This is a genomic window from Paenibacillus chitinolyticus NBRC 15660 (assembly GCF_000739915.1).
In the GTDB taxonomy this organism is placed as follows: Bacteria; Bacillota; Bacilli; order Paenibacillales; family NBRC-103111; genus Paenibacillus_F; species Paenibacillus_F chitinolyticus.
In genome coordinates this window covers 47,239-72,270 of record NZ_BBJT01000005.1, presented here as the reverse complement: position 1 = coordinate 72,270, position 25,032 = coordinate 47,239, and the positions used below count along the sequence as shown (strand labels likewise).

General features: G+C 59.9%; 12 protein-coding genes. 10 read left to right on the top strand and 2 right to left on the bottom strand.

The window, feature by feature from the left end:
- Window positions 1-12: 12 nt before the first annotated feature.
- The 7 genes from addB (at window position 13) to PCH01S_RS13525 (ending at window position 17,150) form a co-directional block, all read left to right on the top strand.
- On the top strand, window positions 13-3,597 hold the full coding sequence (addB, locus tag PCH01S_RS13555) for a helicase-exonuclease AddAB subunit AddB (RefSeq protein WP_042230100.1): 3,585 nt from the start codon (window positions 13-15) through the stop codon (window positions 3,595-3,597).
- Window positions 3,594-8,186 (top strand): helicase-exonuclease AddAB subunit AddA, encoded by a 4,593-nt coding sequence (addA, locus tag PCH01S_RS13550; RefSeq protein ID WP_042230097.1) that lies wholly within the window; start codon window positions 3,594-3,596, stop codon window positions 8,184-8,186. The genes addB and addA overlap by 4 nt, the downstream gene beginning before the upstream one ends.
- An 80-nt stretch (window positions 8,187-8,266) precedes the next feature.
- On the top strand, window positions 8,267-9,454 hold the full coding sequence (locus PCH01S_RS13545) for an exonuclease SbcCD subunit D (protein WP_042230095.1): 1,188 nt from the start codon (window positions 8,267-8,269) through the stop codon (window positions 9,452-9,454).
- Between the two features lie 15 nt (window positions 9,455-9,469).
- The gene (locus PCH01S_RS13540) at window positions 9,470-13,084 is read left to right on the top strand and encodes an AAA family ATPase (RefSeq protein ID WP_042230092.1); all 3,615 of its coding nucleotides are present in this window, start codon (window positions 9,470-9,472) and stop codon (window positions 13,082-13,084) included.
- A gap of 332 nt (window positions 13,085-13,416) precedes the next feature.
- Window positions 13,417-15,852, top strand: coding sequence for a nitrite reductase large subunit NirB (gene nirB / locus PCH01S_RS13535; RefSeq protein WP_042230090.1), 2,436 nt, complete (start codon window positions 13,417-13,419; stop codon window positions 15,850-15,852).
- A gap of 56 nt (window positions 15,853-15,908) precedes the next feature.
- Complete coding sequence (gene nirD / locus PCH01S_RS13530) at window positions 15,909-16,244, top strand: nitrite reductase small subunit NirD (protein WP_042230087.1); 336 nt, start codon at window positions 15,909-15,911, stop codon at window positions 16,242-16,244.
- 111 nt (window positions 16,245-16,355) lie between these two features.
- On the top strand, window positions 16,356-17,150 hold the full coding sequence (locus tag PCH01S_RS13525) for a formate/nitrite transporter family protein (protein ID WP_042230085.1): 795 nt from the start codon (window positions 16,356-16,358) through the stop codon (window positions 17,148-17,150).
- A gap of 301 nt (window positions 17,151-17,451) precedes the next feature.
- On the opposite strand, the gene PCH01S_RS13520 is transcribed toward PCH01S_RS13525, so the two are convergent.
- Window positions 17,452-18,177 carry a Crp/Fnr family transcriptional regulator gene (locus PCH01S_RS13520; RefSeq protein WP_042230083.1) on the bottom strand — a complete coding sequence of 242 codons (726 nt, stop codon included), beginning with the start codon at window positions 18,175-18,177 and terminating at the stop codon, window positions 17,452-17,454.
- Between the two features lie 211 nt (window positions 18,178-18,388).
- Window positions 18,389-18,916, bottom strand: coding sequence for a hemerythrin domain-containing protein (locus tag PCH01S_RS13515; protein ID WP_042230081.1), 528 nt, complete (start codon window positions 18,914-18,916; stop codon window positions 18,389-18,391).
- Window positions 18,917-19,081: 165 nt separating this feature from the next.
- Between PCH01S_RS13515 and adhE the strand changes: the two genes are divergently transcribed.
- The 3 genes from adhE to pflA all read left to right on the top strand — a co-directional run bounded on the left by adhE (window position 19,082) and on the right by pflA (window position 24,963).
- Window positions 19,082-21,691 carry a bifunctional acetaldehyde-CoA/alcohol dehydrogenase gene (gene adhE, locus PCH01S_RS13510; RefSeq protein WP_042230078.1) on the top strand — a complete coding sequence of 870 codons (2,610 nt, stop codon included), beginning with the start codon at window positions 19,082-19,084 and terminating at the stop codon, window positions 21,689-21,691.
- Between the two features lie 203 nt (window positions 21,692-21,894).
- Window positions 21,895-24,165, top strand: coding sequence for a formate C-acetyltransferase (pflB, locus tag PCH01S_RS13505; protein ID WP_042230076.1), 2,271 nt, complete (start codon window positions 21,895-21,897; stop codon window positions 24,163-24,165).
- A 39-nt stretch (window positions 24,166-24,204) separates the two neighbouring features.
- Window positions 24,205-24,963 carry a pyruvate formate-lyase-activating protein gene (pflA, locus tag PCH01S_RS13500; RefSeq protein WP_042230074.1) on the top strand — a complete coding sequence of 253 codons (759 nt, stop codon included), beginning with the start codon at window positions 24,205-24,207 and terminating at the stop codon, window positions 24,961-24,963.
- Window positions 24,964-25,032: the final 69 nt, after the last annotated feature.

Sequence of the window (25,032 nt, the reverse complement as noted above, 5' to 3'; positions counted from 1 at the left end):
GGCGTACCCGACATGCCCGTACGTTTTATAACCGGCCGTGCAGGGAGCGGCAAAAGCAAGCTCTGCATGGATGAAATCATAGAGAACTTGAAACAGCGGCCGGAGGGGCCGCCTTTGATTCTGATCGTACCCGAGCAGGCGACTTTTCAGACGGAGCTGGCGCTTGTCGATCATCCCGATGTGGGCGGAACGATACGCGCGCAGGTGCTCAGCTTCCGCCGTCTGGCCTGGAGGGTGATGCAGGAGAGAGGCGGAACGGCCCGCCAGCCTATTGACGACGTAGGGAAAAAGCTTCTTCTGCACAAGCTTTTACATAAGCGGAAAGGCGACCTGCGTTTCTACCGGTCGGTGTACGAGCAGACGGGCTTCGTCGACCGGCTGAACGATCTGTTCGCGGAGTGGAGGCGCTACTGCGTGACGGGAGAGAGTCTCCGCGAACATGTGGACAGGTACGACGATTTTCTCGGCAGCAAAAAGCAGCTCCTGCGGGATAAAATGCGGGATCTCCAATTGATTTACGGGGCTTTCGAGCACGAAATTTCACTCCGGTATCTCGACGGGGAAGGAACGCTGGCCAAACTGGCCGAGGAGCTCGGACAGTCGTCGCTTGTTCGGGACGCGCAGATTTGGATCGACGGGTTCCACGGTTTTACGCCCCAGGAGCTGATGGTGGTAAAGGGGCTTTTTGAGCACGGAGCCGGGACCACGGTGTCGCTCTGCGTGAACCGGCCTTATTATGCCGGAGAGATTCCGGACGAGCTGGATCTGTTCCACCCGACGGCACGTACGATGGCGCAGCTCCAGGAGCTGGTGGATGCCGTAGGCGCCGGGCCGGCTGAGACCGTGGCCGTACAGCCTGTTCTGTCGCCCCGGTTCGCCGCCAGTCCGATGCTCGCCCATCTGGAGAACTCGTTCGAGCAGCGCATCGGCCGGTACGGCAGCCCGTATATTCCGGCCGGACCCGGCGAACGGGAGCAGCTTTCGCTTTACGCCGCCGTCAACCGCAGGGCCGAAGCCGAAGGCGTAGCCCGGGAAATGACGAGGCTGGCCCGCGAACAGGGAGTCCGCTGGCGGGATATGGCCGTGATGGTCCGCAACATGGCGGACTACGAGGATCTGCTGGAGACCGCTTTTACCGATTACGGGATTCCTCACTTTTTTGACCAGAAAAGAACGGTGCTGCATAACCCTCTTGCGGAATTCATCCGCTCGGCTCTGGAAACGGTGCTGCATAACTGGGGCTACGATGCGGTATTCCGCTGCGTAAAAACAGACCTTCTCCTGCCCTGGGACGGGGACGCCGAAGAAGTGGGGGCGAAGACGCTGACGGAGCAGAGGGCGGCGATGGACCGCCTCGAAAATTACGTGCTCTCCTACGGAATCCAGGGGAACCGGTGGACCGACGGCAAGCCGTGGACTCACCGCAGCAGGGCTTCGCTGGAAGACGAAGAGACGGCGGCGAATGAGGCGGAGGAGCGTTATCTGCAGGAAATTCAGCAGACCCGGGAATGGGTGGCGGAGCCGCTGCTTCGTTTCCAGAAAAATCTCAAGCGGGCCAAAATGGTCCAGTCGAGAACGCAGGCGCTGTACGAGCTTCTGGAAGACGTGCATGCGCCGGAACGGCTGGAGCAGTGGTATGCGGAGGCGGCTGCAAACGGCCGGCCGGAGAAAGCCCGGGAGCACAGCCAGATCTGGGGCAGCCTGATGGATCTGCTCGATCAACTGGTCGAGCTGATGGGCGAGGAAGAAATATCGGCCGAGCTGTACGGCGAGCTGCTGGAAACCGGGCTGGAGAGCATCAAGCTCGGCCTCGTTCCTCCGGCGCTCGACCAGGTGCTCGTCGGCAGTATGGACCGTACCCGTTCCATGAAAATCCGGTACGCCTTCATACTCGGCGTCAGCGACGGGGTCATTCCGGCGTCGCCGACGGAAGACGGCGTTCTGGCCGAAGCGGAACGCGAGCTGCTGCTTCAGACGGGGCTGCCGATGGCGGACGGAAACCGCCGGAGGCTGCTGGACGAGTCTTTCCTGATTTATTCTTCACTGGCCGTTCCGAGCCGCCGGTTGTCCTTGTCTTACCCGCTTGCCGATGAAGAAGGCAAATCGCTGCTTCCCTCGGAACTGATCCGCCAGGTGAAGGGACTGTTTCCCGAGCTGCGCGAGGTCCAGTGGATGGGCGAGCCTTCGCCGCTTATGTCCGCAGAGGAACAGCTTTCCTATATGCAAAACCCCTCACGGGCGATGTCTTACCTCGGCGTTCAGCTGAAGCAGTGGATGAGAGGAGCGGCCATCGGCGATTTGTGGTGGGGCACATACAACTACTTTGCGGGGGAGCCGGAGTGGAAGGGCAGCATGAACCGACTCGTTCAAGGGCTGCTGTATGCCAACCGGGAGGACAGGCTGCCACGGGAAACGAGCCGTCTTCTGTACGGCCGTCATCTCCGTGCGAGCGTATCCCGGATGGAGCGCTATGTCGCGTGCCCGTTCGCCCATTTCTTGACACACGGCCTCAAACTCAAAGAGCGCCGGGTGTTCCGTCTGGAAGCTCCGGATATCGGGCAGCTGTTCCACGGTGCGCTCAACTTGTTCGTCCGCGGTCTGCAGGAGGACAAGGTCGATTGGGCGAGCCTGAGCACGGAAGAAACCTACCGGCGGACATCCGACGTCGTCGACCGGCTTGCGCCACGGCTCCAGGGCGAAATTCTCCTGAGCTCCAAGCGGTACCGGTATATTTCCCACAAGCTGAAGCAGGTTGTGGGCAAAGCGGCCGTCATGCTGGGCGAGCACGCGAAGCGCAGCCTGTTTTCACCGGTGGGGCTGGAAATCGATTTCGGGCCGGGGGGCATGCTGCCTTCTCTGACGTTCCAGCTCGACAACGGATGCACGATGGAAATTATCGGACGGATCGACCGAGTGGACCAGGCCCGGGGGGACAGCGGTCTGCTGCTTCGCGTGATCGATTACAAGTCAAGCCCCACTGCGCTGGATTTGTCCAGCGTCTATTACGGTTTGTCCCTTCAGATGCTCACGTATCTGGACGTGATCTTAACTCATGCGCCCCAGTGGCTCGGCATGAGCGCTACACCGGCAGGGGTGCTGTATTTTCATGTGCACAATCCCCTGCTTCAGTTCACGAACGGTATGACCGTCCAGGACGTAGAGAAAGAACTGCGCAAGCGGTACAAGATGAAAGGACTCCTTATGGCCGATCCGGAAGTCGTGAAAATGATGGACAGCGACCTTGCGGGCGCGACGGGCCACTCCCAACTGGTACCGGCCGCCTTGTCCAAGGATGGAGGCTTTTATAAGTCGTCCTCCGTCGCTTCGGAAGAGCAGTGGGATACCCTGCGCGGTTATGTGCGGGACCGGATCCGCGATATCGGCACGGAGATTACGGAGGGACGGGTGGATATCACCCCTTACCGCACGGGCAATAAAACGGCCTGCCAGCACTGTTCCTACAAGGCGGTGTGCCAATTTGATCCCGCGCTGGACGGCAACGAGCCCAAACATTTGGCCAAAATCGGACGCGACCGCGTCTGGGCCGAACTGACCAGGAAAGAGACGGGAAGCGGAAAGGAGGAGCAAGACCGATGACAACGACACCTAGAACGAAACCTCCGGGAACCACGTGGACGGATGAGCAATGGGACGCCATCGCCCTGCGGGGGCAAAACATGCTTGTGGCCGCAGCGGCCGGCTCTGGGAAAACGGCCGTACTGGTCGAGCGGATTATCCGCCGCATTTCCGACGAGGCTTCTCCCCTGGATGTGGACCGTCTGCTGGTCGCGACCTTTACGAAGGCAGCCGCAGCCGAAATGAAGCAGAGAATACGCGAGGCGCTGGAAAAAGAGCTGACGGCTAACCCGGACTCTCAGCACTTGAAGCGGCAGCTTGCCCTGATGGGGCGGGCTTCCGTGACGACCCTTCATTCCTTCTGTCTGGAAGTGATCCGCAGACACTACAGCCTGATTCGGCTCGACCCCGGGTTCCGTATCGCCAACGAGACGGAAGCGGAGCTGATGCGGCATGACCAGCTCGAAGAAATGATGGAGCAGTACTACGGGGAAAGCGGGGAAGACAGCCCGTTCTGGCGGCTGGTCGATACGTTCGGCGGCGAGCGCAGCGACGTTCCCCTCCATCTGCTGATCCAGAAGCTGTACGACGAGTCGCGCAGTCATCCGTGGCCGGAACATTGGCTGCGTGAGATGGCGCTGATGTTCGGACCGAAGAACTACGAACTCATCACGGGCAGCGATTCTGCCGGTGAAGACGAAATGACGGCCGCCTTGGCGGAAGTCAGCGAAGGCTATGCGGAAGCGGCTGCGGCTTCGGATTCGGCTGTTGTCGGAACTGCGGCGGAAACCGCTTCGGCGAATGCGGCGGAACCTGCGATAAACCCCGCAGATACACTGGCGGATACCGGAGGTGCCGATATCGCCCTTACGGCGGAGAATGCGGATAAGGCCGCAGAAGCCGGGGATGAAGGCGAAGGCGCGCCGGCGGAGTTCTGGCTCAAGGGTCTCACCGAGGATGTCCGGCTGGAACTCCGGGGGACCGCGGAACTCTTGAAGCAGGCTCTCGAAATCACCGGTCAGCCGGGCGGGCCGCTTCCTTACGCGACAGCCGTACAGGATGATCTGACCATGGTCGAGGGACTTACGGACATAGCCGAGAACTATCCGTGGGACATTCTGTTCAGCGCGTTTCAGTCCGTGTCTTTCGGGAAGCTCAAGCCGTGTAAGAAAGACGAAGTGGACCCGCAACTCCAGGACCAGGTGAAACAGCTGAGGAGCCGGGCCAAAGAACGCATCACTTCCCTTCAGGAAGAATTGTTCGGGCGGCCGCCGGAGCGGTTTCTGGAGGAAACGCGGGAAATGGCGCCCGTCATTCACGCGCTGGTCGATCTCGTCATCGACTTCGGAGGGCGCTACAGCAAGGCCAAGGCCGCCAAAGGTCTGGTCGATTTCGCCGATCTGGAGCATTTCTGCCTACGCATTCTGCGCTCCGAAGAGTCAGCCCCGGATCGCCTGATCCCTTCGCGGGCGGCGCTCGAATACAGGGAGCAGTTCGCGGAGGTGCTGCTTGACGAGTACCAGGACACGAACCGCGTCCAGGAAGCTATCGTCGAACTGATCGCCGAACCGCTCCCGGGCAACCGATTTATGGTCGGCGACGTGAAGCAGAGCATTTACCGCTTCCGGCTGGCGGAGCCCGGGCTTTTTCTGGAGAAGTACAAAAGCTTCACCGGAGACGGCAGCGGTCCGGGAAGACGGATCGACCTGGCCCGGAACTTTAGAAGCCGGGCGGAGGTAGTCGATGCCGTCAACTTTATTTTCCGGCAGATCATGAATGAGGGCGTCGGCGACATTGCTTACGACGAGCGGGCGGAGCTGGTGAACGGCGCGTCTTATCCGGCGGCCGAAGGCCAGAATCTGTCCGTCGAAATGATGCTCATCGACCGTGCGGCAGCCGGACAGGCGTCCGACGGAGAAGAGACCGATGCGGAGGAGTCGGCCGGGGAGATTTCAGCCGAGGAGCAGGAGGGCGAGCTGGGCGGCATCCTGGAAGGCCAGGAGCTGGAAACCGCCCAGATGGAAGCCCGGGCGATCGCCCGCAAAATACAGGCCATGCTAGATCCGCAGGACGGGCGTCCCTACCTCGTGTACGATAAACGGTCCGGCTCCATGAGACCCGCCACGTACCGGGATATGGTCATTCTGCTGCGTGCTACCCAGCAGTGGTCGCCGATTTTTATTGAAGAATTAAGACAGCTAGGCATTCCGGCTTACGCCGATCTGAATACCGGGTATTTTACGGCGACGGAAGTCGAAGTCATGCTCGCGCTGCTGAAAGTGATTGACAACCCGTATCAGGACGTTCCGCTTGCGGGTGTCCTCCGTTCGCCGATCGTGGGCCTGACGGCGGATGAACTGGCTTCTTTGCGTATATCCGGCAAAAATATCCCGTTCTACGAGGCGGTCCGGGCTTACGCCCAAGGAATCCGTCCCCTGGGCAGCACGGAGGGCGGAAGCGATTTACAGGAGGCCGGCGAGTGGAAGCCGGACGAGGAACTCCGCGGCAAAATCGCGGATTTTCTGCGGCGGCTGGAAGAGTGGCGGAGCGAAGCACGGCAGGGAGCGCTCGCCCGTCTCATCTGGAAGGTGTACGGGGACACCGGCTACTTCGACTTCGTGGGAGCGATGCCCGGAGGGCAGCAGCGCCAGGCGAACCTCAGGGCGCTTTACGACCGGGCGAGGCAGTACGAGAACACTTCGCTGCGCGGGCTTTTCCGGTTTCTCCGCTTTATCGAGCGGATGAAGGACACCGGAGGCGACCTCGGTACCGCCCGGGCGCTGGGCGAGCAGGAGGACGTCGTGCGGATCATGTCCATCCACAAGAGTAAGGGACTCGAGTTTCCGGTCGTTTTCGCAGCCGGACTCGGCAAAATGTTCAACCAGCGCGATCTGCTCGACCCGTTCCTGATCCATAAGGAACTGGGCTTCGGTCCGCGCTTTGTGGATACGAAGCTGCGGGTCGGCTATCCGACCCTTCCACAGCTTGCGATCCGGCGCCGGATGCGCATCGAGACGCTTGCCGAGGAACTGCGCGTCCTGTATGTGGCGCTCACCCGGGCACGGGAGAAGCTGTTCCTGCTCGGCACGGTACGTTCGCTGGACAAGCAGCTCCAAGGCTGGAGCAGGCACCTGGAGAGCGACAACTGGCCGCTTCCGGACGACGAAGTGGCGCGTGCTCGCAGCTACCTGGACTGGCTGGGGCCCGCACTCATGCGACACCGGGATGCGTCTTTGTGGAGAGAGAAAGCCGGGCTTCAGGAACACAGCCCTCCGGCGCTGGCGGCAGACGGCTCCAAGTGGAGCTTCGAAGTGATTGCGCCCGAAGAGCTGGCGGCCATGGGGAAAGCCGACGAATCCGTCACGATTCAGGCGGACCGCCTGGAAGCGCTGAAACACTTGAACAAGGTGCCGACTTTCACCGAGGAGTGGGACGTTGCGCTTGCGAAGTCGCTGTCGTGGACGTATCCGTTTGCCCAGGCGACCGCTTATTTTTCAAAAACGTCCGTTTCCGAGCTGAAAAGGCAGGCAGACCGCAGTACAGCTTCCGATCACGAAGAAATTCCGTCGGCCGAGCTAATGCCGAGTCCGGGGAGCGGGCTCATTTTGCCGACCCGGCTGTTGAAAATGGCGGGGGCGGCGGAAGCTTCCCGGCTGAACGCGGAGCATTCTCCCGGTACGCCTGCCTCTGGGCGCGATACGGAAGGAACTCGCAGCGGAGGGAATCCGGTTTTTGATCTGACGACTTTTATGGACAGCCCTGCGTTCGTGCAGGCGAAAGAGCTGCGGGGGCGGGAAGCGGCTGAGACGCAGGACGAACAAGAGCCGCAAGAGACAAGGGACGCAGAAGACACGCAAAAGGCAGAAAACGTACAGGACCCGGAAGTAGGGTCACAGGGCACGCAAGACGCAGGGGACACACAAGAAGCGCAAGCGGCGCAAGGCACGCAAGCAGCGCGCGGGCCGATTGAGCCACCTGGTGAAGCAGGCGGGGAAGTTCCGTCCGGTGCTGCCGTACCCGGTACGCCTTCGGCCGGTTCCTCGGCAAGAACGTCGCTTCTGAGGCGTCCCCGTTTTATGGAAGAGAAGAAATTGACCCCTGCGGAGCGGGGAACCGTTTTTCACGCCGTCATGCAGCATATGCCTCTGAAAGAAGTGACGCCGCAAGCGGTGGAAGCTGTTATCCGGGACATGATCGACAAGGAACTGCTTACCCCCGCTCAAGCAAGAGCTGTGGATACGGAAATCCTTGCGGGCTTTTTCCGGACGCAGATCGGTCTGAAGCTTGCCGCCGCTACCCGGGTATGGCGTGAAGTGCCTTTCAGCTTGGGGCTTCCCGCCGGTCGTGTCTACCCGAATGCGGATGCGTCGACCCGCGGGGAGACGGTGCTTGTGCAGGGGGTGATCGACTGCCTGTTCGAATCGGACGGCAATCTGATTATGCTCGATTACAAGACGGACCGTGTCAAAGGCGTCGGCCTCGAAGCGCTCCGGGAAAGATACAAGATCCAACTCGGCTTGTACGGACAGGCAGTGGAAAAAATCTGGAAGCGTAAGCTTGCGGGAACCTACCTGTTTTTCTTTGACGGCGGGCACGTGGTTGAAATTTGAACGGAAGAGGCCGGACCAAAACCGCTTGATTAAGGCGGGCCGGCCGTTTTTACAGATACAATCAGATTTGGGGGATAGGTATGCGCATACTGCACACCGGTGACTGGCACTTGGGGAGAACCCTGGAAGGGCGGAGCCGGTTTGAGGAACAGGTTGCTTTCGTGGACGAACTCGTCCGTATTGTCAGAGAAGGGAATATCGATCTCGTGCTGCTGGCGGGAGATGTGTACGACACCGTCAATCCGCCTGCCGCTGCGGAGCAGCTTTTTTACGACGCTCTGTCCAGGCTGGCCGAGGACGGCCGCAGGGAAGTTGTCGTCATTTCCGGCAACCACGATCATCCGGATCGTCTGGGGGCGTCTTCTCCGCTTGCCAAGGCGCAGGGAATCTCTCTGATCGGGCTGCCGAAAGCGGGTCTGATGGAGATCGGGATTCCGAGAACCGGCGAAACGGCCAAACTGTTTGCGCTGCCGTATCCGTCCGAGTCGCGGCTGGGCGAGCTGCTCAGCGACGATGCCGGCGAAGAAGTGCTCAGGAGAGCCTACTCCGAACGGGTAGGCGAGCTGGTCAAGGCTCAAACGGCGGGCTTTCGTCCCGATACCGTGAACCTGATCATGAGCCACATTTACGTGCTCGGGGGAAAAGAAAGCGAATCGGAGCGTCCGATTCAGGTCGGCGGAGCGTACACGGTCGATACATCGGCACTCGATGTCGGCGCGCAGTATGTGGCGCTCGGCCACCTGCATCGTCCGCAGACGCTTAAAGCGCAGAGCCCCATCCGCTACTGCGGTTCCCCGCTTGCCTACAGCTTTTCCGAAGCGGGCCAGGCCAAGTCGCTGACCGTTCTGGACGTCAAACCGGGAGAACCGGCCTCGATTGAAGAAATCTATTTGACATCCGGCCGCCCGCTGGTGAACTGGAAAGCGAAGGAAGGGCTGGCGGAGGTGCACCGCTGGCTGGATGAAGGGCGGGACGCAAACGCGTGGATCGACCTGGAAATCCACATCGCGGAAGCGATGTCGCTGCACGACATTCAAACCCTGCGCAAGGCGCACAGCGGGTTTATCCATATCAAACCGGTCTATCCGCAGCAGCAGCCGGCCGAGGAAGAAGCGGCCGCACTGTCAAGCGCGGGTCTGCCGGTGGACGAGCTGTTCCGCCGATTCTACGAACGGCAGACGGGCGGGGCGAGGCCCGAGCCCGAGCTCGTGCAGCTCTTTATGGAGCTGCTGCAGGATCACTCGGACGGCCCGGAGCAGGCCGAATAAAGGGAGGCGAAGCGTATGCGTCCGATACGGCTGCAAATGTCCGGTCTGCAAAGCTACCGGGAGTCACAAGAAATAGATTTTACGCAATTGTGCGATGCCGGCGTGTTCGGTATTTTCGGACCGACGGGAAGCGGAAAGTCGTCCATTCTGGACGCTCTGACGCTGGCGCTCTACGGCAAAGTCGAACGGGCCTCCGGCGGTACGCAGGGGATCATGAACCATGCCGAGAATACGCTGGCAGTCTCGTTCACTTTCGAACTCAGCCATCCGACGGGCGCCGTCCGGTACCGGGTGGACCGTCAGTTCAAGAGAGGCTCGGATGTCTCGGTTACGAATACCGTAAGCCGTTTTGTCCAGCTGAGCGGGGAGGAGCCGGTCGTACTGGCCGATAAATCGACGGACGTAACCAACCGGGTCCACCAGGTGCTCGGGTTGTCCATGCAGGATTTTACCCGCGCCGTGGTGCTTCCTCAGGGGAAATTCGCCGAATTTCTTTCGCTGACCGGCAAAGACCGGCGGCAGATGCTTCAGCGGCTGTTCCATCTTGAAGCATACGGCGATCATCTCAGCGCGCGCGTAAGCGGACGGCTGAAAGAAGCCGACGGCCTGCTTAAACAGATCGCCGCCGAGCAGCAGGGACTGGGAGACGCATCCGAAGAAGCGCTGGCCCAGGCCGGCGAGAGGTTGAAAGAGGCGGCTGAGTATGCCGTCGTCCAGCGCAAGCTTTTTCAACAGGCGTCCTCCCGCTACGAGGAGATGAAGCAGATTGTAAGCGTGCAAAAGGATGAGCGGCAGACGGAGCTGGAGCTTCGCAAAACCGAGGAAGAAGAGCCGGGAATCCGTCAGCGCGAAGATAACCTGAAGCGCGCGGAGGAAGCGGAGAAGCTGCGTCCTTATGTCGAGCACGCGGAAACTTCGGCGAAAGCGGAGGCGGAACACCGGGGGCGGATCGCTCAGGCAAGGGACCGCTCCAGCCAAGCCGAAGTGAAATTAGACACGGCCTTGCAGGCGTCCGAGCGGGCCCGGCAGGAACTGGCCGGAAGCGAGGAGCCGCTGCTGATCCGGCTGGAGCATTTGAACCAGGCACTGGAGCAGGAGCGTCAGCTTGCCGACCTTCACAAGCAGTGCGAAGGTCTCAAAACGAGCGAGGAACAACTGCTTTCGCAGCTTTCCGCGGTAAAAGAGGCATTCCGCAAGGAGCGGGAGACGAAGGAAAAGGCGCTGGGCAAGCAGGCGGAGCTGAAAGAAATGCTGAAAAGCGTAGAGGTTGGCTACGAGCAGCGCAGCCTTCTCCAAGAAGCGTGGGACGCCAAAAGGGAGCTGGACATGCAGCTGCGCCAGCTTCAGGAGCTGCGGCAGGAGACGGGCGGCAGACGCCGGACGATGGAGGCCGGAGAGCGTGAGCTGGCGGTCCGTGCCGGGGAACTGACCGCTTGGACGGAACAGTTTGCCCGCTGGCTCGGTGAACTCGGCGCCGGCAGGACGGAAGCTCTGCAGCTGCGTCAACGGCTGGCGAAGCAGGAAGAAGCGGCGGCCGCAGTACTTCAGATCCGCAAACGGGAAGACCGCGAGCGCGAGCTGCGGAATCTGGCCGAAAAGCTGGCACACGAACTGCACGAAGGGCAGCCCTGCCCCGTATGCGGCGCTGTGGAGCATCCGGCTCCATACCGCGAAGAAGAAGAGGCGGAGAAGGCTTCCCCCGGCGCAGAGGAATGCGAAACTCTCCTTCGTGCCATCCGGGAAGCCGGAATGGAGACGGACCGTCACGTTTTCGGCCTCGATAGTCTCGCCAAGCGGGCGCTTGAGCATGAGCGCGCCGGAACGGATCAGGCAAGCAATCCTGCCGCCAAATCCGCTTCCGGGGACGAGACCGGCCATGCGGCCGTGGAGGCGGCTCTCATGCTGGCAGAAGCGGCTGCGGCGGTTGGGGCGGATCTGGAACTGCCGCCTGATAAGCTTACGATAGGTGCCGCGGACCTGACCGATGACAAAGACGCCATAGCGGCTGCGTCCGCAGAGGCGGCAGAAAGCCTCGCCGCCACCGCTGGTATCCGGCAGGGCGAAGCCGGAATCTCTGAGGGCGAGGCGCTGCGGAATCTGGCCGCTTTCGAAGGGCCGCAAGCGGAGACCGCGCGTGTTGGTCGTTTGGCGGCAGAGCTCGAAGCGGGCTTCCAAGCCCTCCTGAGACGGCTGAAGCCGCTTGAAACCGGCATGCAGGCCGCCGAGGCGGAGCTGCGTTCGCAGCGCGCGGCTCTTCAGGCCGACGAAACCAAAGCGCAGGCTTTGGAGCAAAGCATCCGCGGCCGGGAAGACGCCTGGCGGAAGCGGTTCGGCGCCCGGGGCCTGGAGCTGGACACCGTGGAGGCTCGCCTGAAGCAGTTGGGCGAGCAGGAGCGCCAGGCGGAGGAGCTGCGCGGCCGCATCGAGAAGAGCATCCCGTTCATCGACGGGGTGTTCGCGAAGATCGAGCAGCTCCGCACCGAGGCGGCGGAGCTCGACAAAACCGCCCTGCAGCTCGCGACCAAGCTGCAGGGGCTGTCCCAGCTCGCCGCCGAGAAGGCGCAGCAGCTGCACGAACGCGTCGGCAGCGAGCCGGTGCCGCGCCAGATCGCGGCGGCTCAGACCGAGCTCGATGCGCTGCGCACCCGCGCGGAACAAACCCGGCTCGCGCACGAGCAGGCCCGCCGCGAGCAGCAGGAGGCGGCCCGGGCGCTCAGCGCAGCCGAACAGGCCGCCGCATCTGCGGCCGGGCAGCTCGCAGAGGCGCAGGAGCGGCTGGACCGCGCGCTGAAGGCGTCCTCCTTCGCGGATGCCGACGCCGTGCGGAGCGCGTACGTCGCCGAAGCGCAGCGCGCCGAGTGGAGCGCGGAGGCGCGGCGTCACCGCGAGCGCGAGCAGACGCTCCGCTCCCGGCTCGCGCAGCTGCGGGAGCAGCTTGCCGGGCGGACGGTCGGCGAAGAAGACTGGACCGGCATGCTGCACGAGCTGCGCGAAGCCCAGGAGCGCGACGAGGCCGCGCTCGCGGTCCGCGCCAAGGCGGAACGCGACTGCGAGGAGCTGCAGGCGAAGCACGAGCAGTGGCGCCGGCTGGAAGAGCGGCGCAGCGCGCAGCAGACCTTGCACGGTCGGCTGGCGAAGCTGCAGTCCGTGCTGAAAGCGAACGCCTTCGTCGAATTCCTCGCGGAGGAGCAGCTGATGCAGGTGAGCCGGGCCGCTTCGCAGCGGCTCGGGCAGCTCACCCGGCAGCGCTACGCGATCGAGGTGGACTCCGGCGGCGGCTTCGTGATCCGCGACGACGGCTCCGGCGGGGTGAAGCGCCCGGTCGGCACGCTGTCCGGCGGCGAAACGTTCCTGACGTCGCTCGCGCTCGCGCTTGCCTTGTCGGCGCAGATCCAGCTCAAGGGCGAGGTGCCCCTGGAATTTTTCTTCCTGGACGAAGGGTTCGGCACCCTCGACCAGGATCTGCTGGATATGGTGGTCACCTCTCTTGAGAAGCTCCACATGGACCGGCTGGCGGTCGGCGTTATCTCGCACGTGCCGGAGCTGAGGGCCCGGCTGCCGCGCAAGCTGATCGTTGAACCGGCCGAGCCGTCCGGACGCGGCAGCCGGGTAAGGCTGGAGCTGCTCTAAGGCCGGAGATCCTTAAACGGCCGCACTGCGAGGCCTGCCTGCGTTTTTAGGCCCGCGGGAACGCCCCTTTTTCATATAAACGCGATAACGGTATTCTGGTTTGTCCAAGAAACCGGTCAAGAAAGCACATTCCCCGTTTAACGGTGCGAGTGTGCTTTTTTTTGTAGGACGGCCGGATCTGTTCACATTTCTTTCAAGCGATGTTCACATCTGCTTCCCGTCCTGTGACTTTTCTCACATCTGACCGGCACCGAAGACGTTTATACTAAGTATGTGCTTAATTTCACAAGTGAAACTTTTCAAAGATCGACCAAGGTAGGGGGCGTTAGGCAATGAATCGCAGAAAATTGGTGCTTATCGGAAACGGAATGGCTGGAGTGGGTGTGATCGAGCAGATTTTAAAAATCAACACCGGCTTGTTTGATATAACGATTGTGGGGAGCGAGCCTCACCCGAATTATAACCGGATTCAGCTCTCTTATGTGCTTGAGGGCAGCAAAACGACGGATGAAATCGTCCTGAACGATTGGAACTGGTACCGGGAAAACGGCATTAAGCTTCTGACGGGGACGACAGCGACTGCGCTGGATACGACGGCCAAAACGGTCACGACCGACCGCGGGGATGTCCTTCCTTATGACGCGCTGATTTTGGCAACGGGCTCGAAGCCGTTCATTCTGCCGGTTCCGGGCGCGGACAAAGAGGGAGTCGTCGGTTTCCGCGACATTGCCGATTGCGAAGCGATGACGGAAGCGGCCCGGACTTATCGGAAGGCAGCCGTCATCGGCGGGGGCCTCCTCGGTCTCGAAGCGGCCAAGGGCCTTTCGAAGCTGGGCATGGAAGTGACGGTCGTTCATCTGATGGACGATCTGATGGAACGCCAGCTGGACCCGGCTGCTTCGGGGATGCTGCGGGCGGAGCTGGAGCGCCAGGGACTGCGTTTCGCGATGGGGAAACAGACGAAGGAGCTCACCGGCGGAGTGCGGGTCGAAGGACTGGCGTTTACGGACGGAACCGTGCTGGAAACGGACTTTGTCGTCATGGCGGCGGGAATTAAGCCGAACAGCGCTCTGGGCGCAGCCGGAGGCCTGGAGGTCAACCGCGGAATCGTCGTGGACGATTTCATGCGGACCTCGGCGCCGGACGTGTATGCCGTCGGCGAATGCTGCGAGCACCGCGGCGTGTGTTACGGGCTTGTCGCCCCGCTTTTTGAACAGGGCAGTGTGCTAGCCAAGCATTTGTGCGGGACGCAGACGGCTCCTTACGAGGGAACGGTGCTGGCCACCAAGCTGAAAATATCGGGTGTGGACGTATTCTCGGCCGGCGAGTTTATGGACCAACCGGATCTTACGATCGTCAAAATGCAGGATGACTGGAGAGGCGTTTATAAAAAAGTGCTCGTCCGGGGCAACCGGATCGTAGGCGGTGTGCTGTTCGGCGATGTCGGCCAGGCGACCCAGCTTCAGCAGTGGATACGAAGCGGCCGCGAAATGACCGAAGATGTGCACGCCGCCCTGATGGGAACTCCCGCGGGAGAGGAAAGCGGCGGCGGGGCGGAGCTCCTGGCCGACGATGATATCGTATGCGGCTGCAACGGGGTGACGAAAGGAACCATCGTGGAGGCAGTCCGCACACAGGGTCTGAAAACAGTCGACGAAGTGAAAGCCTGCACCGGAGCTTGCCGCTCGTGCGGAGGCTGCAAGCCGCTTGTCGAGCAGATTCTGGCCGGCGTGCTGGGCGATGGCTACGAAGCGGGTACGGCGGCCCATGGCATCTGCGGCTGCACGCAGCTCGGGCGGGATGAAATTGTCGCCGCCATGCGTGAGCGGAAGCTGACGACGACCCGCGAGACCATGGCCGCTCTCAATTGGAGCAACCCCGAGGGCTGCTCGAAGTGCCGGCCCGCGCTAAACTACTACTTGACGATGCTGTGGCCGGAAACCTACGTGGACGAGAAAGAATCGAGATTCGTCAACGAGCGTCTGCATGCGAACATCAACAAGGACGGCACGTATACGGTCGTACCGCGGATGTACGGCGGCGTAAGTTCGGCGGAAGAGCTGAAACGGATCGGCGATGTCGCCGTGAAATATAACGTCCGTGCCGTCAAAATGACCGGCGGGCAGCGGATCGACCTGATGGGCGTCCGCAAGGAAGATCTGCCGAAAGTCTGGGAAGAGCTCGGTATGCCATCGGGCTATGCGTACGCGAAAGCGCTCCGTACGGTCAAAACGTGCGTAGGCTCGACCTTCTGCCGGTTCGGCACCCAGGATTCGATGGGGATGGGACAACTGCTGGAGAAGAAATTCGAACGGATCGACATGCCCGCCAAGTTTAAAATGGCCGTGAACGGCTGTCCGCGCAACTGTGCCGAATCGTGCACCAAGGATGTCGGAATCGTCGGTAATGACGGCGGCTGGGAGATTTACATCGGCGGTAATGGGGGAATCAAGCCGCGGCTTGCCGATCTTGCGGTAAAGGTGAAGACGGATGAGGAGCTTCTGGAGATTACTTCGTCGCTGATCCAGTTTTACCGGGAAACCGCCAATTACCTGGAAAGAACATCGGATTGGGTCGAGCGGCTGGGATTGGCTTATATCCAGAACCATGCGATCACGGATGAAGCGAACCGGCGGGAGCTTGTAAACCGAATGGAGACCGCCCTGACACGAGCCCACGATCCATGGCAAAAAGTGATTGGCGACCGTCAGCTCCGTCAGGAACTGTATGAAGGCGTCAACGTGCCGGTAGGGCCGCCGACGGAATAAAGCGCATCTGACATACAGGGGCTGCCAGGCAGCCCCCCAAAAAGGAGGAGAAATCGATGAACCAACAGCTTCAGGAAAAACCGGAAACTTACGTTTGCATCGGTAGTCAGGGTGATTTTCCGGCCCGGCTGGGAAAGACCGTTTTCGTGGGAGAAGAAGAAATCGCCGTGTTTCATTTGACGGACGGCCGTCTCTTCGCGCTCCAGAACCGGAGTCCTCACCGTAAAGGAGGTCCTCTCTGCGAAGGGATGGTATCGGGGGACCTGCTTTACGATCCTCTGTATGACTGGAAAATCAACCTGCTGGACGGTAAAGTGCAGGCGCCGGATACGGGACAGGTGAAAACTTATCCGGTGAAACTCGACGGGGGGCATGTCTGGATCGGGCTGTGATGCCCCTTCAGGCCGTAGTTCCGCCCTGCCGGCTTGTACGCACAAGAGGCTTGCCCGGAACATCCTTCGTCCGGATTAACCCGCTTTCAACCCGCGAGGAGATGACGCATAATGTTTACTGAAACCGTGGAAAAAATGGCCGCCGCGGCCGCGCAGAAAAAGAACTTTCTCTCCGAAAGTCTTCTTCGCTACCTGACGGCGGCCGGTCTGGCCGGCGCTTACGTGGGGCTCGGCATCGTCCTTATCTTTTCCGTAGGGGCCCCGCTGTTTGCCGCAAAATCACCGGTTACGACAACGGTTATGGGCCTGTCGTTCGGAGTCGCGCTCACACTGGTGATTTTTGCCGGATCGGAGCTTTTTACGGGGAACAACATGTATTTCACTATCGGGGCGCTTTCGCGCAAAGTCACGTGGAAGGATACGCTCGTCAACTGGTTCTGGTGCTACCTGGGGAACCTGACGGGGGCCATGGTCCTCGTTCTGCTCGTCGTCGGTGCCGGAGTGTTTGCCAATATTAAGCCGGACCATTTGTTAATGACCATCGCCGCCAAAAAAATGAACATGGACACCACGCAGCTGTTTTTCCGGGGAATTCTTTGTAACTGGTTCGTCTGTCTGGCGATCTGGACTTCGATGAGAGCCAAGGAGGACACGGCGAAGCTGATTCTCATCTTCTGGATGCTGTACGGGTTTATCGCATCCGGGTATGAGCACAGCGTGGCGAATATGACCGTGCTCGGGCTGGCCCTGGTTCTCCCGCATCCCGAAACGGTTACCCTGGCTGGCTGGTTCCACAACATGATCCCGGTAACGCTGGGGAACATTGTCGGCGGGGCCGTGTTTGTCGGGCTGCTGTATTACTTCATCTCGCCTGCGAAACGGGCGGACGGAAAGCTGAAAGCTTAAGCGCAGGCATACTATCCCTGCAAGCGCAAAAAAACTCCCTGATTCCAATCGGAGAGTTTTTTTTGCGGTCCGCAGCCGCGTGACCGGAGGCCATCATCCCGCTCGGGGGATGGCCGACCGCCGCCATGCGCCCGCGCTTGCGATTGCGCCTTGCTGTGCCGGACCACGCCTCCGCGGCTTCCCGTGCCCGGGCTTCCCGTGCCGGCAGAGTTTGGCCTCACTCGCCCGGGCGCCCGGATAGTTCAGCGCCGCATGGCACGGGGAACCGCTTCGTCCGGCCCAAATAAAAAAAGTGTGCCGGTTACATCCGGCACACTTCTACGGGGCAGTTTTCGCAGTGGCAAATGCCCCTTAAATAATTCAGATCGCGAATGACGATGTAGCCGTTGTCCATTTCAATGGCCTGAGCTTTGCGCAGGTCGCTGAACATGCGGTTCACGCTTTCACGGGTGGAGCCGATCATATCCGACAGCTCGGAGTGGGTGAGCTTCTTCGTAATGCGGATCGTCCCGTCTTCTTCGGGCCGGCCGTACGTGTTCGACAAGCGGATGATAGTGGAGCAGAGGGCTCCGGGTTTTCCATACAGCATCATATCGCGGTATTTGGTCTGCGTCATCCGGTGGCTGAGCCCCATCCAGCGCATAAATTCCAGAGCGAATTCGCCGCTCTGCCAGATCAGCATTTCCACGTCTTTCTTGTGAGCCACGCCGATCAGGGTTTCTTCCAGCACTTCCGCGCTGTACCAATGCTTCGTGTCGTCGTAGGGATCGATCATGCCGATCAGATCGCCCTGCTGGTATAAGTAAAGCACGAGATCCTTGCCTTCGTCCGTAGACTTCGTAGCGCGTACCCGGCCGTTTTTTATAAAATAAAGCTTGTCAGCCGTATCGCCTTCCCAAAACAAGTAGGCGCCGGGTTGGAGCTTCTGCTCATGCATAATATCCGTCAGCTTTTGCAAATTTTCCGTCTTAAAGGCAGCCGTGTTGCGGGGATTCGTATAGTAAACGGGATTTGTGCCAGTGTTCATGATGGCTTCCCTCCTCTTTGACTTCTACTTCCAGTATACCGGATATGACGTAGATCATATATGACAAAAATCACATTTTCCTTACAATGTTGTTACCACGCCTACCCGTATTCAACGCAAACCTTTCGTTTTCAGGCTAAAGGACGCAAAAAACCGGAGTTCCGTCTGCATTCGGCGGCTCCGGTTTCTTTTGATCGGGAAAAGCGGCTTTCTACGAATAAAACTGCTCGATATCGGTCAGCATCTGCTCGGCGAGCGGGAATACCCATTCTTTTTCTTTGCGCATATGCTCAAGAAGAATGAAGCACGACTGGAGCACGTGGGATACCGAACGTTTGGCGCACAGGGGATCGAGGGTATGACTGTCTTCTTTGAATGCCTGGAAGAACAGGCGCAGATTGTGGACGGCCATGTTGTATTCCTGCTTCATCACGGCGGTAGGGCCCATTTTGTCGCCCGTGTACAAATCAACGATTGGGAAAAGCGTTTCCTGTTCGTCCTGCTGATACTGCTGGAAAAACTTCAGGAACCGTTCGGCGCGCACCTTCAGCTGGTTTAAATCGGTTCTGAGCGAATCCCGGCTTCCGGCGGCTCCGATTCCGCGTGCGAGCATTTGCAGCTCCAGCAGATCGGCCTCAAGAAATTCATGCTGCTGCTTCAAATAATATAGGGCGTCGGACAACTGGCTGCCTGGGTCCATTGCGGCATACGGCAGACGTTCCACGGTTATTGTGCTCATCGTCATTTCCTCCTGTCGGGTCCTGCGGATGATGGTAAAGCGCGCGCGTGTTTCCTGTCTTCACCATAAGGCGAAGCCGCTCTTTTTGTCTGTGAGAAATGTCATAGTGAAAAAATTCACAAGCTCCTATAATGAAGGTGTAGAAAGAACAGAGGAGGCGGAGAGATGGCTGTACAGGAAAATGAGACCGTAAAACCCGCAGCTGCGGCGGCCAAAGAACAGGTAGACCGGCTGGTGCAGAACGCGAAGAAAGCGCAGGCCGCTTTTGAAGGCTTGGACCAATCCCAGGTTGACCGCATCGTACAGGAAATGGCGCTGGCCGGCGTAGACCGGCATATGTACCTCGCCAAACTTGCGGTGGAAGAAACGGGGCGCGGTGTATATGAAGACAAGATCATCAAGAACTTGTTCGCGACCGAGTATATCCATAATTCCGTGAAGTACGACAAAACGGTCGGCGTGATCGACGAAGATCCGACGACCGGCCTTACGTCCATCGCCGAACCGGTCGGAATTATCGCCGGCGTCACCCCGGTAACGAATCCGACCTCGACGACGATGTTTAAGGCGCTGATCGCGATGAAGACGCGGAACCCGATTATTTTCGCCTTCCATCCGTCCGCGCAGAAATGCAGCTCCGAAGCGGCCCGCGTTCTTTACGAAGCGGCGGTAAGCCACGGAGCGCCGAAAGATTGCATCCAGTGGGTGGAGAAGCCTTCCATGGAAGCGACGCACGAGCTTATGCACCACGAGGGAGTGGCCCTGATTCTGGCTACCGGCGGCTCGGGCATGGTCAAATCCGCCTACAGCGCCGGTAAACCCGCTCTCGGCGTCGGCCCGGGCAACGTGCCGTGCTTCATCGAGAGAACCGCGGACCTGCGCCAGGCAGTCACGGATCTGATCCTCTCAAAAACGTTTGACAACGGCATGATCTGCGCATCCGAGCAGGCCGTTATCCTGGACGAAGCGATCGCGGCGGAGGCCAAGGCGATGCTGAAGGCCCAGGGCTGCCATTTCCTAAGCGCCAAGGAAACGAAGAAGCTGTCCCAGTTCGGCATGAACGCCGGATGCGCCGTAAACGCGGCGATTGTGGGCCAGCCGGCGGCACGCATCGCCGAAATGGCGGGGTTCGAGGTTCCCGCCGGGACGAAAATCCTGATCGCCGAGCTGGACGGCGTCGGTCCGGCCTACCCGCTGTCCGCCGAGAAGCTGAGCCCTGTGCTCGCCTGCTACACGGCCGCCAGCGCTCAAGCGGGCATCGCCCGGGCCGCGGAGATCGCGGCATTCGGCGGACTCGGCCACACCTCGGTCATCCATTCGGACGACGAAGGAGTGATCGCCGCTTTCGCCAAGGAGCTGCCGACCTGCCGCATTATCGTAAACGCGCCTTCGACCCATGGGGCGATCGGGGATATCTACAACGCGAATATCCCTTCGCTGACGCTAGGCTGCGGCTCGTACGGCCGCAATTCCACTTCTTCGAACGTGACGGCGGTCAACCTGATCAACGTCAAAAAAGTCGCACACCGGACGGTGAATATGCAGTGGTTTAAAGTACCTGAGAAAATTTATTTCGAGAGAAACGCCACCCAGTACCTGGCGAAAATGCCGGACATCACCCGTGTTTTGATCGTGACCGACCCGATGATGGTGAAGCTCGGCTACGTGGAACGCGTGGAACATTATTTGCGCCAGCGCCGGATGCCGGTAGCCATCGAAGTTTTCAGCGATGTAGAGCCGGACCCTTCAGTCGATACCGTTGAACGCGGTACGGACATGATGAACGCCTTCCAGCCGGACTGCATCGTGGCGCTCGGCGGAGGATCGCCGATGGATGCGGCCAAAGCGATGTGGTTGTTCTACGAGTATCCCGACGTCACGTTCCATTCGCTGAAGCAGAAGTTCATGGACATCCGCAAGCGGACGTTCAAGTATCCGAAGCTCGGCACGAAGGCGAAGTTCGTTGCCATCCCGACGACTTCGGGAACCGGTTCGGAAGTGACATCGTTCGCCGTCATTACGGATAAAAAGAACGGCCACACGAAATATCCGCTCGCCGATTACGAGCTTACGCCGGATGTGGCCATCGTCGATCCCGAGTTCGTTTACTCGCTCCCGAAAACGGCCGTGGCCGACACCGGCATGGATGTGCTCACACACGCGATCGAAGCTTACGTTTCCGTCATGGCGAACGACTATACGGACGGGCTCTGCCTGCAGGCCATCAAGCTCGTGTTCCGCAACCTGGAGCAGTCCCATGCGACGGCCGACAAGCTGGCCAGGGAGAAAATGCACAATGCGTCCACGATCGCCGGCATGGCTTTTGCGAACGCCTTCCTGGGCATCAACCACAGCCTGGCGCACAAGTGGGGCGGGCAGTACGGAACGGCGCACGGACGGACCAATGCCATCCTGATGCCGTACGTCATCCGGTATAACGCGTCGAAGCCGTCGAAATACGCGTCGTTCCCGAAATACTCGCACTACTGCGCCGACGAGCGTTACGCCGAAATCGCCCGGTTCCTGGGGCTTCCCGCCGCTACCACGGAGGAAGGCGTCAAGAGCCTCATCGACGCCATCCGCGAGCTGAATCAGAAGCTGGGCATCCCCGCTTCGTTCAAAGAACTCGGATTCGATGCCGACGATTTCGAAAGCCGTGTGGAGTACCTGGCGGATAAAGCTTTCGAAGACCAGTGCACGACCGCGAATCCGAAAATGCCGCTCGTCAGCGAGCTGGCCGACGTGTACCGGGACGCTTTCTACGGCAGAATCTGAGCAAGCGGACCGGAACTTATCTGCTGCCTGAATAAGCGTAAAGCGGCGCCACGGCAGCCGGTACGGTGAAACGGGCACAAGGACAAGGGCACCAAGACAGTGACAATTACGGCGCGTGCAGGATAGTTTGAACCGCAAACGAAATCAGTTTTGCCGGGCGGCCGCTCCGCGGCCCGTCCGTTCATTCCAAGGAGGGAACAAAAATGGCTATCGAAGAGCGCGAGATGCGCATGAAGTCTGCTGAAGAGGGAGTATACCGCGGGTTCCGCAAAGGAAAGTGGCAGCACGGGATCGACGTCCGTGACTTTATCGAGCTTAACCTGACGCCTTATGAGGGAGACGAGGCTTTTCTTGCCCCTCCGACGGAAGATACGAAGGCGCTGTGGGAAGTCGTCAAGGACCTGACCCGTCGCGAAAGAGAGCAGGGAGGCGTGCTCGATGTGGACGTGAACACCGTGTCCACGATCGTTTCCCATGCACCGGGCTATCTCGACAAAGACAAGGAGCGCGTAGTCGGGCTCCAGACGGATGAGCCGTTCAAACGTTCCGTCCAGCCGTTCGGCGGCATCCGGATGATGGAGGACGCCTGCGAAGCTTACGGCTTCAAGCTGCCGCAGGACATGGTCCGGTTGTTCACCGATATCCGCAAGACGCATAACCAGGGCGTGTTCGACGCCTACACCAGCGACATGCGGGCCGCCAGAAAAGCCGGCATCATCACGGGCTTGCCGGACGCTTACGGACGCGGACGGATCATCGGGGATTACCGGCGGGTAGCGCTGTACGGCATCGACGCCCTCGTGGCCGAGAAGAAGAAGGATCTTCTTCTTCTCGAAGTGGATGCGATCACGGAGGATGTCATCCGTGCCCGCGAGGAGCTGTCCGAGCAGATCCGGGCGCTCGGCGAGCTGAAGAAGATGGCCGCCGACCACGGTTTTGACATCACGGGACCGGCCTCCGATGCCCGCGAAGCGTTCCAGTGGCTGTACTTCGCCTACCTGGCGGCGATCAAGGAACAGAACGGCGCGGCGATGAGTCTGGGACGGGTGTCCTCTTTCCTCGATATTTATATCGAAAGAGACCTCCGCGAAGGAATCTTGACCGAAACGCAGGCGCAGGAGCTGGTCGACCATTTCGTCATGAAGCTGCGGATTGTCAAATTCCTGCGTACGCCGGATTATAACGAGCTGTTCAGCGGCGACCCCACGTGGGTGACCGAGTCCATCGGCGGTATGTCCCTGTCGGGCCGGACCCGCGTGACGAAGAACTCCATGCGGTTCCTTCACACGCTGTATAACCTGGGTCCCGCTCCCGAGCCCAACCTGACGGTGCTCTGGTCCGAACAGCTGCCGGAGGCGTTCAAGAAGTACTGCGCCAAAGTCTCGATCGAAACGAGCTCCATCCAATACGAGAACGACGACCTGATGCGTCCTTTCTACGGCGACGATTACGGAATCGCCTGCTGTGTATCCGCCATGAGGATCGGCAAGCAGATGCAGTTCTTCGGAGCGCGGGCCAATCTGGCCAAAGCTCTCCTGTATGCCATTAACGGCGGCGTGGACGAAAAACTCGGGGTCCAGATCGGACCCGAAAGCGTGCTGATTACGTCCGATGTGCTCGATTACGATGAGGTTATGCATAAATTCAAGGGTGTCATGGAATGGCTGGCGAAGCTGTATATGAACACGCTGAACGTGATTCACTATATGCACGACAAATACTGTTACGAGCGGATCGAAATGGCTCTGCACGACCGGGAAATCGTCCGTACGATGGCCTGCGGCATCGCGGGATTGTCTGTAGTCGCCGACTCGCTGAGCGCGATCAAATACGCCAAAGTGCGCCCGATCCGCAACGAAAAAGGAATCGCCGTCGATTTCGAAATCGAAGGTGATTACCCGATGTACGGCAACAACGACGACCGCGTCGATTCCATCGCCGTTTCTCTCGTCGAAGCGTTCATGGGCATGATCCGCAAGCACAAACCTTACCGGGATGCGGTTCCGACCCAGTCGGTCCTGACCATTACGTCCAACGTCGTTTATGGCAAAAAAACCGGCTCCACGCCGGACGGGCGCAAAGCGGGCGAACCGTTCGCACCGGGCGCGAACCCGATGCACGGACGCGACCGCAAAGGCGCGCTGGCCTCGCTCGGCTCCGTCGCCAAACTGCCTTACGAGCACAGCCTGGACGGCATCTCGAACACGTTCTCGATCGTGCCCAAAGCGCTTGGCAAAGAGCCGCAGACGCGCAAGGACAATCTCGTCCATATGCTGGACGGATACTTCGAAAGCGGAGCGCACCATCTCAACGTGAACGTATTCGACCGGCAACAGCTTCTGGACGCGATGGAGCATCCCGAGCAGTACCCGCAGCTCACCATCCGGGTTTCGGGCTATGCGGTCAACTTTATCAAACTCACCCGCGAGCAGCAGCTCGACGTTATTAACCGGACGTTCCACGGCGCCATGTAAAAGGGACCGGGGCACGCCGAAGCAAAGGACGTGTTAGTCATGAAAGGCAGAATCCATTCCATCGAAACGTTCGGCACGGTAGACGGCCCCGGTATCCGGTTTGTTCTCTTCATGCAGGGGTGCGCCCTGCAGTGCGGCTACTGTCACAACCCCGATACGTGGGACACCTGCGGAGGACGTACGGTGACCGTCGATGAAATCCTCGCCGAAATGGAGCCTTATCTTCCGTACTACCGGAAGTCGGGCGGGGGAATCACCGTAACGGGAGGAGAGCCGACGCTGCAGGCGGCGTTTGTCGCGGATCTTTTCAAAGCGTGCAAGGAACGCTTCGGCGTGAACACGGCGCTCGACTCTTCGGGCTTTTGCGAAGTGGGCCACGAGCATGTCCGCGAACTTTTTGAAGAAACGGACCTCGTTCTCCTTGATCTGAAAATGATGGACCGCGACAAGCATATCGCGCTGACGAGCCAGCCCAACGACAAGATCCTGCGCACGGCGCGCTGGCTTTCCGATCACGGCAGGCCGATGTGGATCCGGCGGGTGCTCGTTCCCGGAATGACGGATGCGGAAGACGAACTGGAGCGGCTCGGTTCATTTCTGGCCGGTCTGGCGACCGTGGAAAAATTCGAGCTTCTTCCTTATCACAAGCTGGGGACCTATAAATGGGATCTTCTTCACCGGGAGTATCCGCTTAAAGACGCCCGCACGCCGACGGAAGAAGAAGTGGCGAGAGCGTACGAGCTTATCGAGCGTGCGCGAAGCCAAAACGTTTCGCAGCCAACCTGCCAGTCTCTCTAAAAATTGGTCTTTACAGGAAATAAAACTTCCTCTATATTTAAGCTTTCGGCCTCTGTGCCGGAAGCTTTT

Excerpts from the sequence above, each read along its gene's own strand:
- addB (WP_042230100.1), top strand. The coding sequence starts at position 13 with ATGCCCGTACGTTTTATAACCGGCCGTGCAGGGAGCGGCAAAAGCAAG.
- addA (WP_042230097.1), top strand. The coding sequence starts at position 3,594 with ATGACAACGACACCTAGAACGAAACCTCCGGGAACCACGTGGACGGAT.
- PCH01S_RS13545 (WP_042230095.1), top strand. The coding sequence starts at position 8,267 with ATGCGCATACTGCACACCGGTGACTGGCACTTGGGGAGAACCCTGGAA.
- PCH01S_RS13540 (WP_042230092.1), top strand. The coding sequence starts at position 9,470 with ATGCGTCCGATACGGCTGCAAATGTCCGGTCTGCAAAGCTACCGGGAG.
- nirB (WP_042230090.1), top strand. The coding sequence starts at position 13,417 with ATGAATCGCAGAAAATTGGTGCTTATCGGAAACGGAATGGCTGGAGTG.
- nirD (WP_042230087.1), top strand. The coding sequence starts at position 15,909 with ATGAACCAACAGCTTCAGGAAAAACCGGAAACTTACGTTTGCATCGGT.
- PCH01S_RS13525 (WP_042230085.1), top strand. The coding sequence starts at position 16,356 with ATGTTTACTGAAACCGTGGAAAAAATGGCCGCCGCGGCCGCGCAGAAA.
- PCH01S_RS13520 (WP_042230083.1), bottom strand. The coding sequence starts at position 18,177 with ATGAACACTGGCACAAATCCCGTTTACTATACGAATCCCCGCAACACG.
- PCH01S_RS13515 (WP_042230081.1), bottom strand. The coding sequence starts at position 18,916 with ATGAGCACAATAACCGTGGAACGTCTGCCGTATGCCGCAATGGACCCA.
- adhE (WP_042230078.1), top strand. The coding sequence starts at position 19,082 with ATGGCTGTACAGGAAAATGAGACCGTAAAACCCGCAGCTGCGGCGGCC.
- pflB (WP_042230076.1), top strand. The coding sequence starts at position 21,895 with ATGGCTATCGAAGAGCGCGAGATGCGCATGAAGTCTGCTGAAGAGGGA.
- pflA (WP_042230074.1), top strand. The coding sequence starts at position 24,205 with ATGAAAGGCAGAATCCATTCCATCGAAACGTTCGGCACGGTAGACGGC.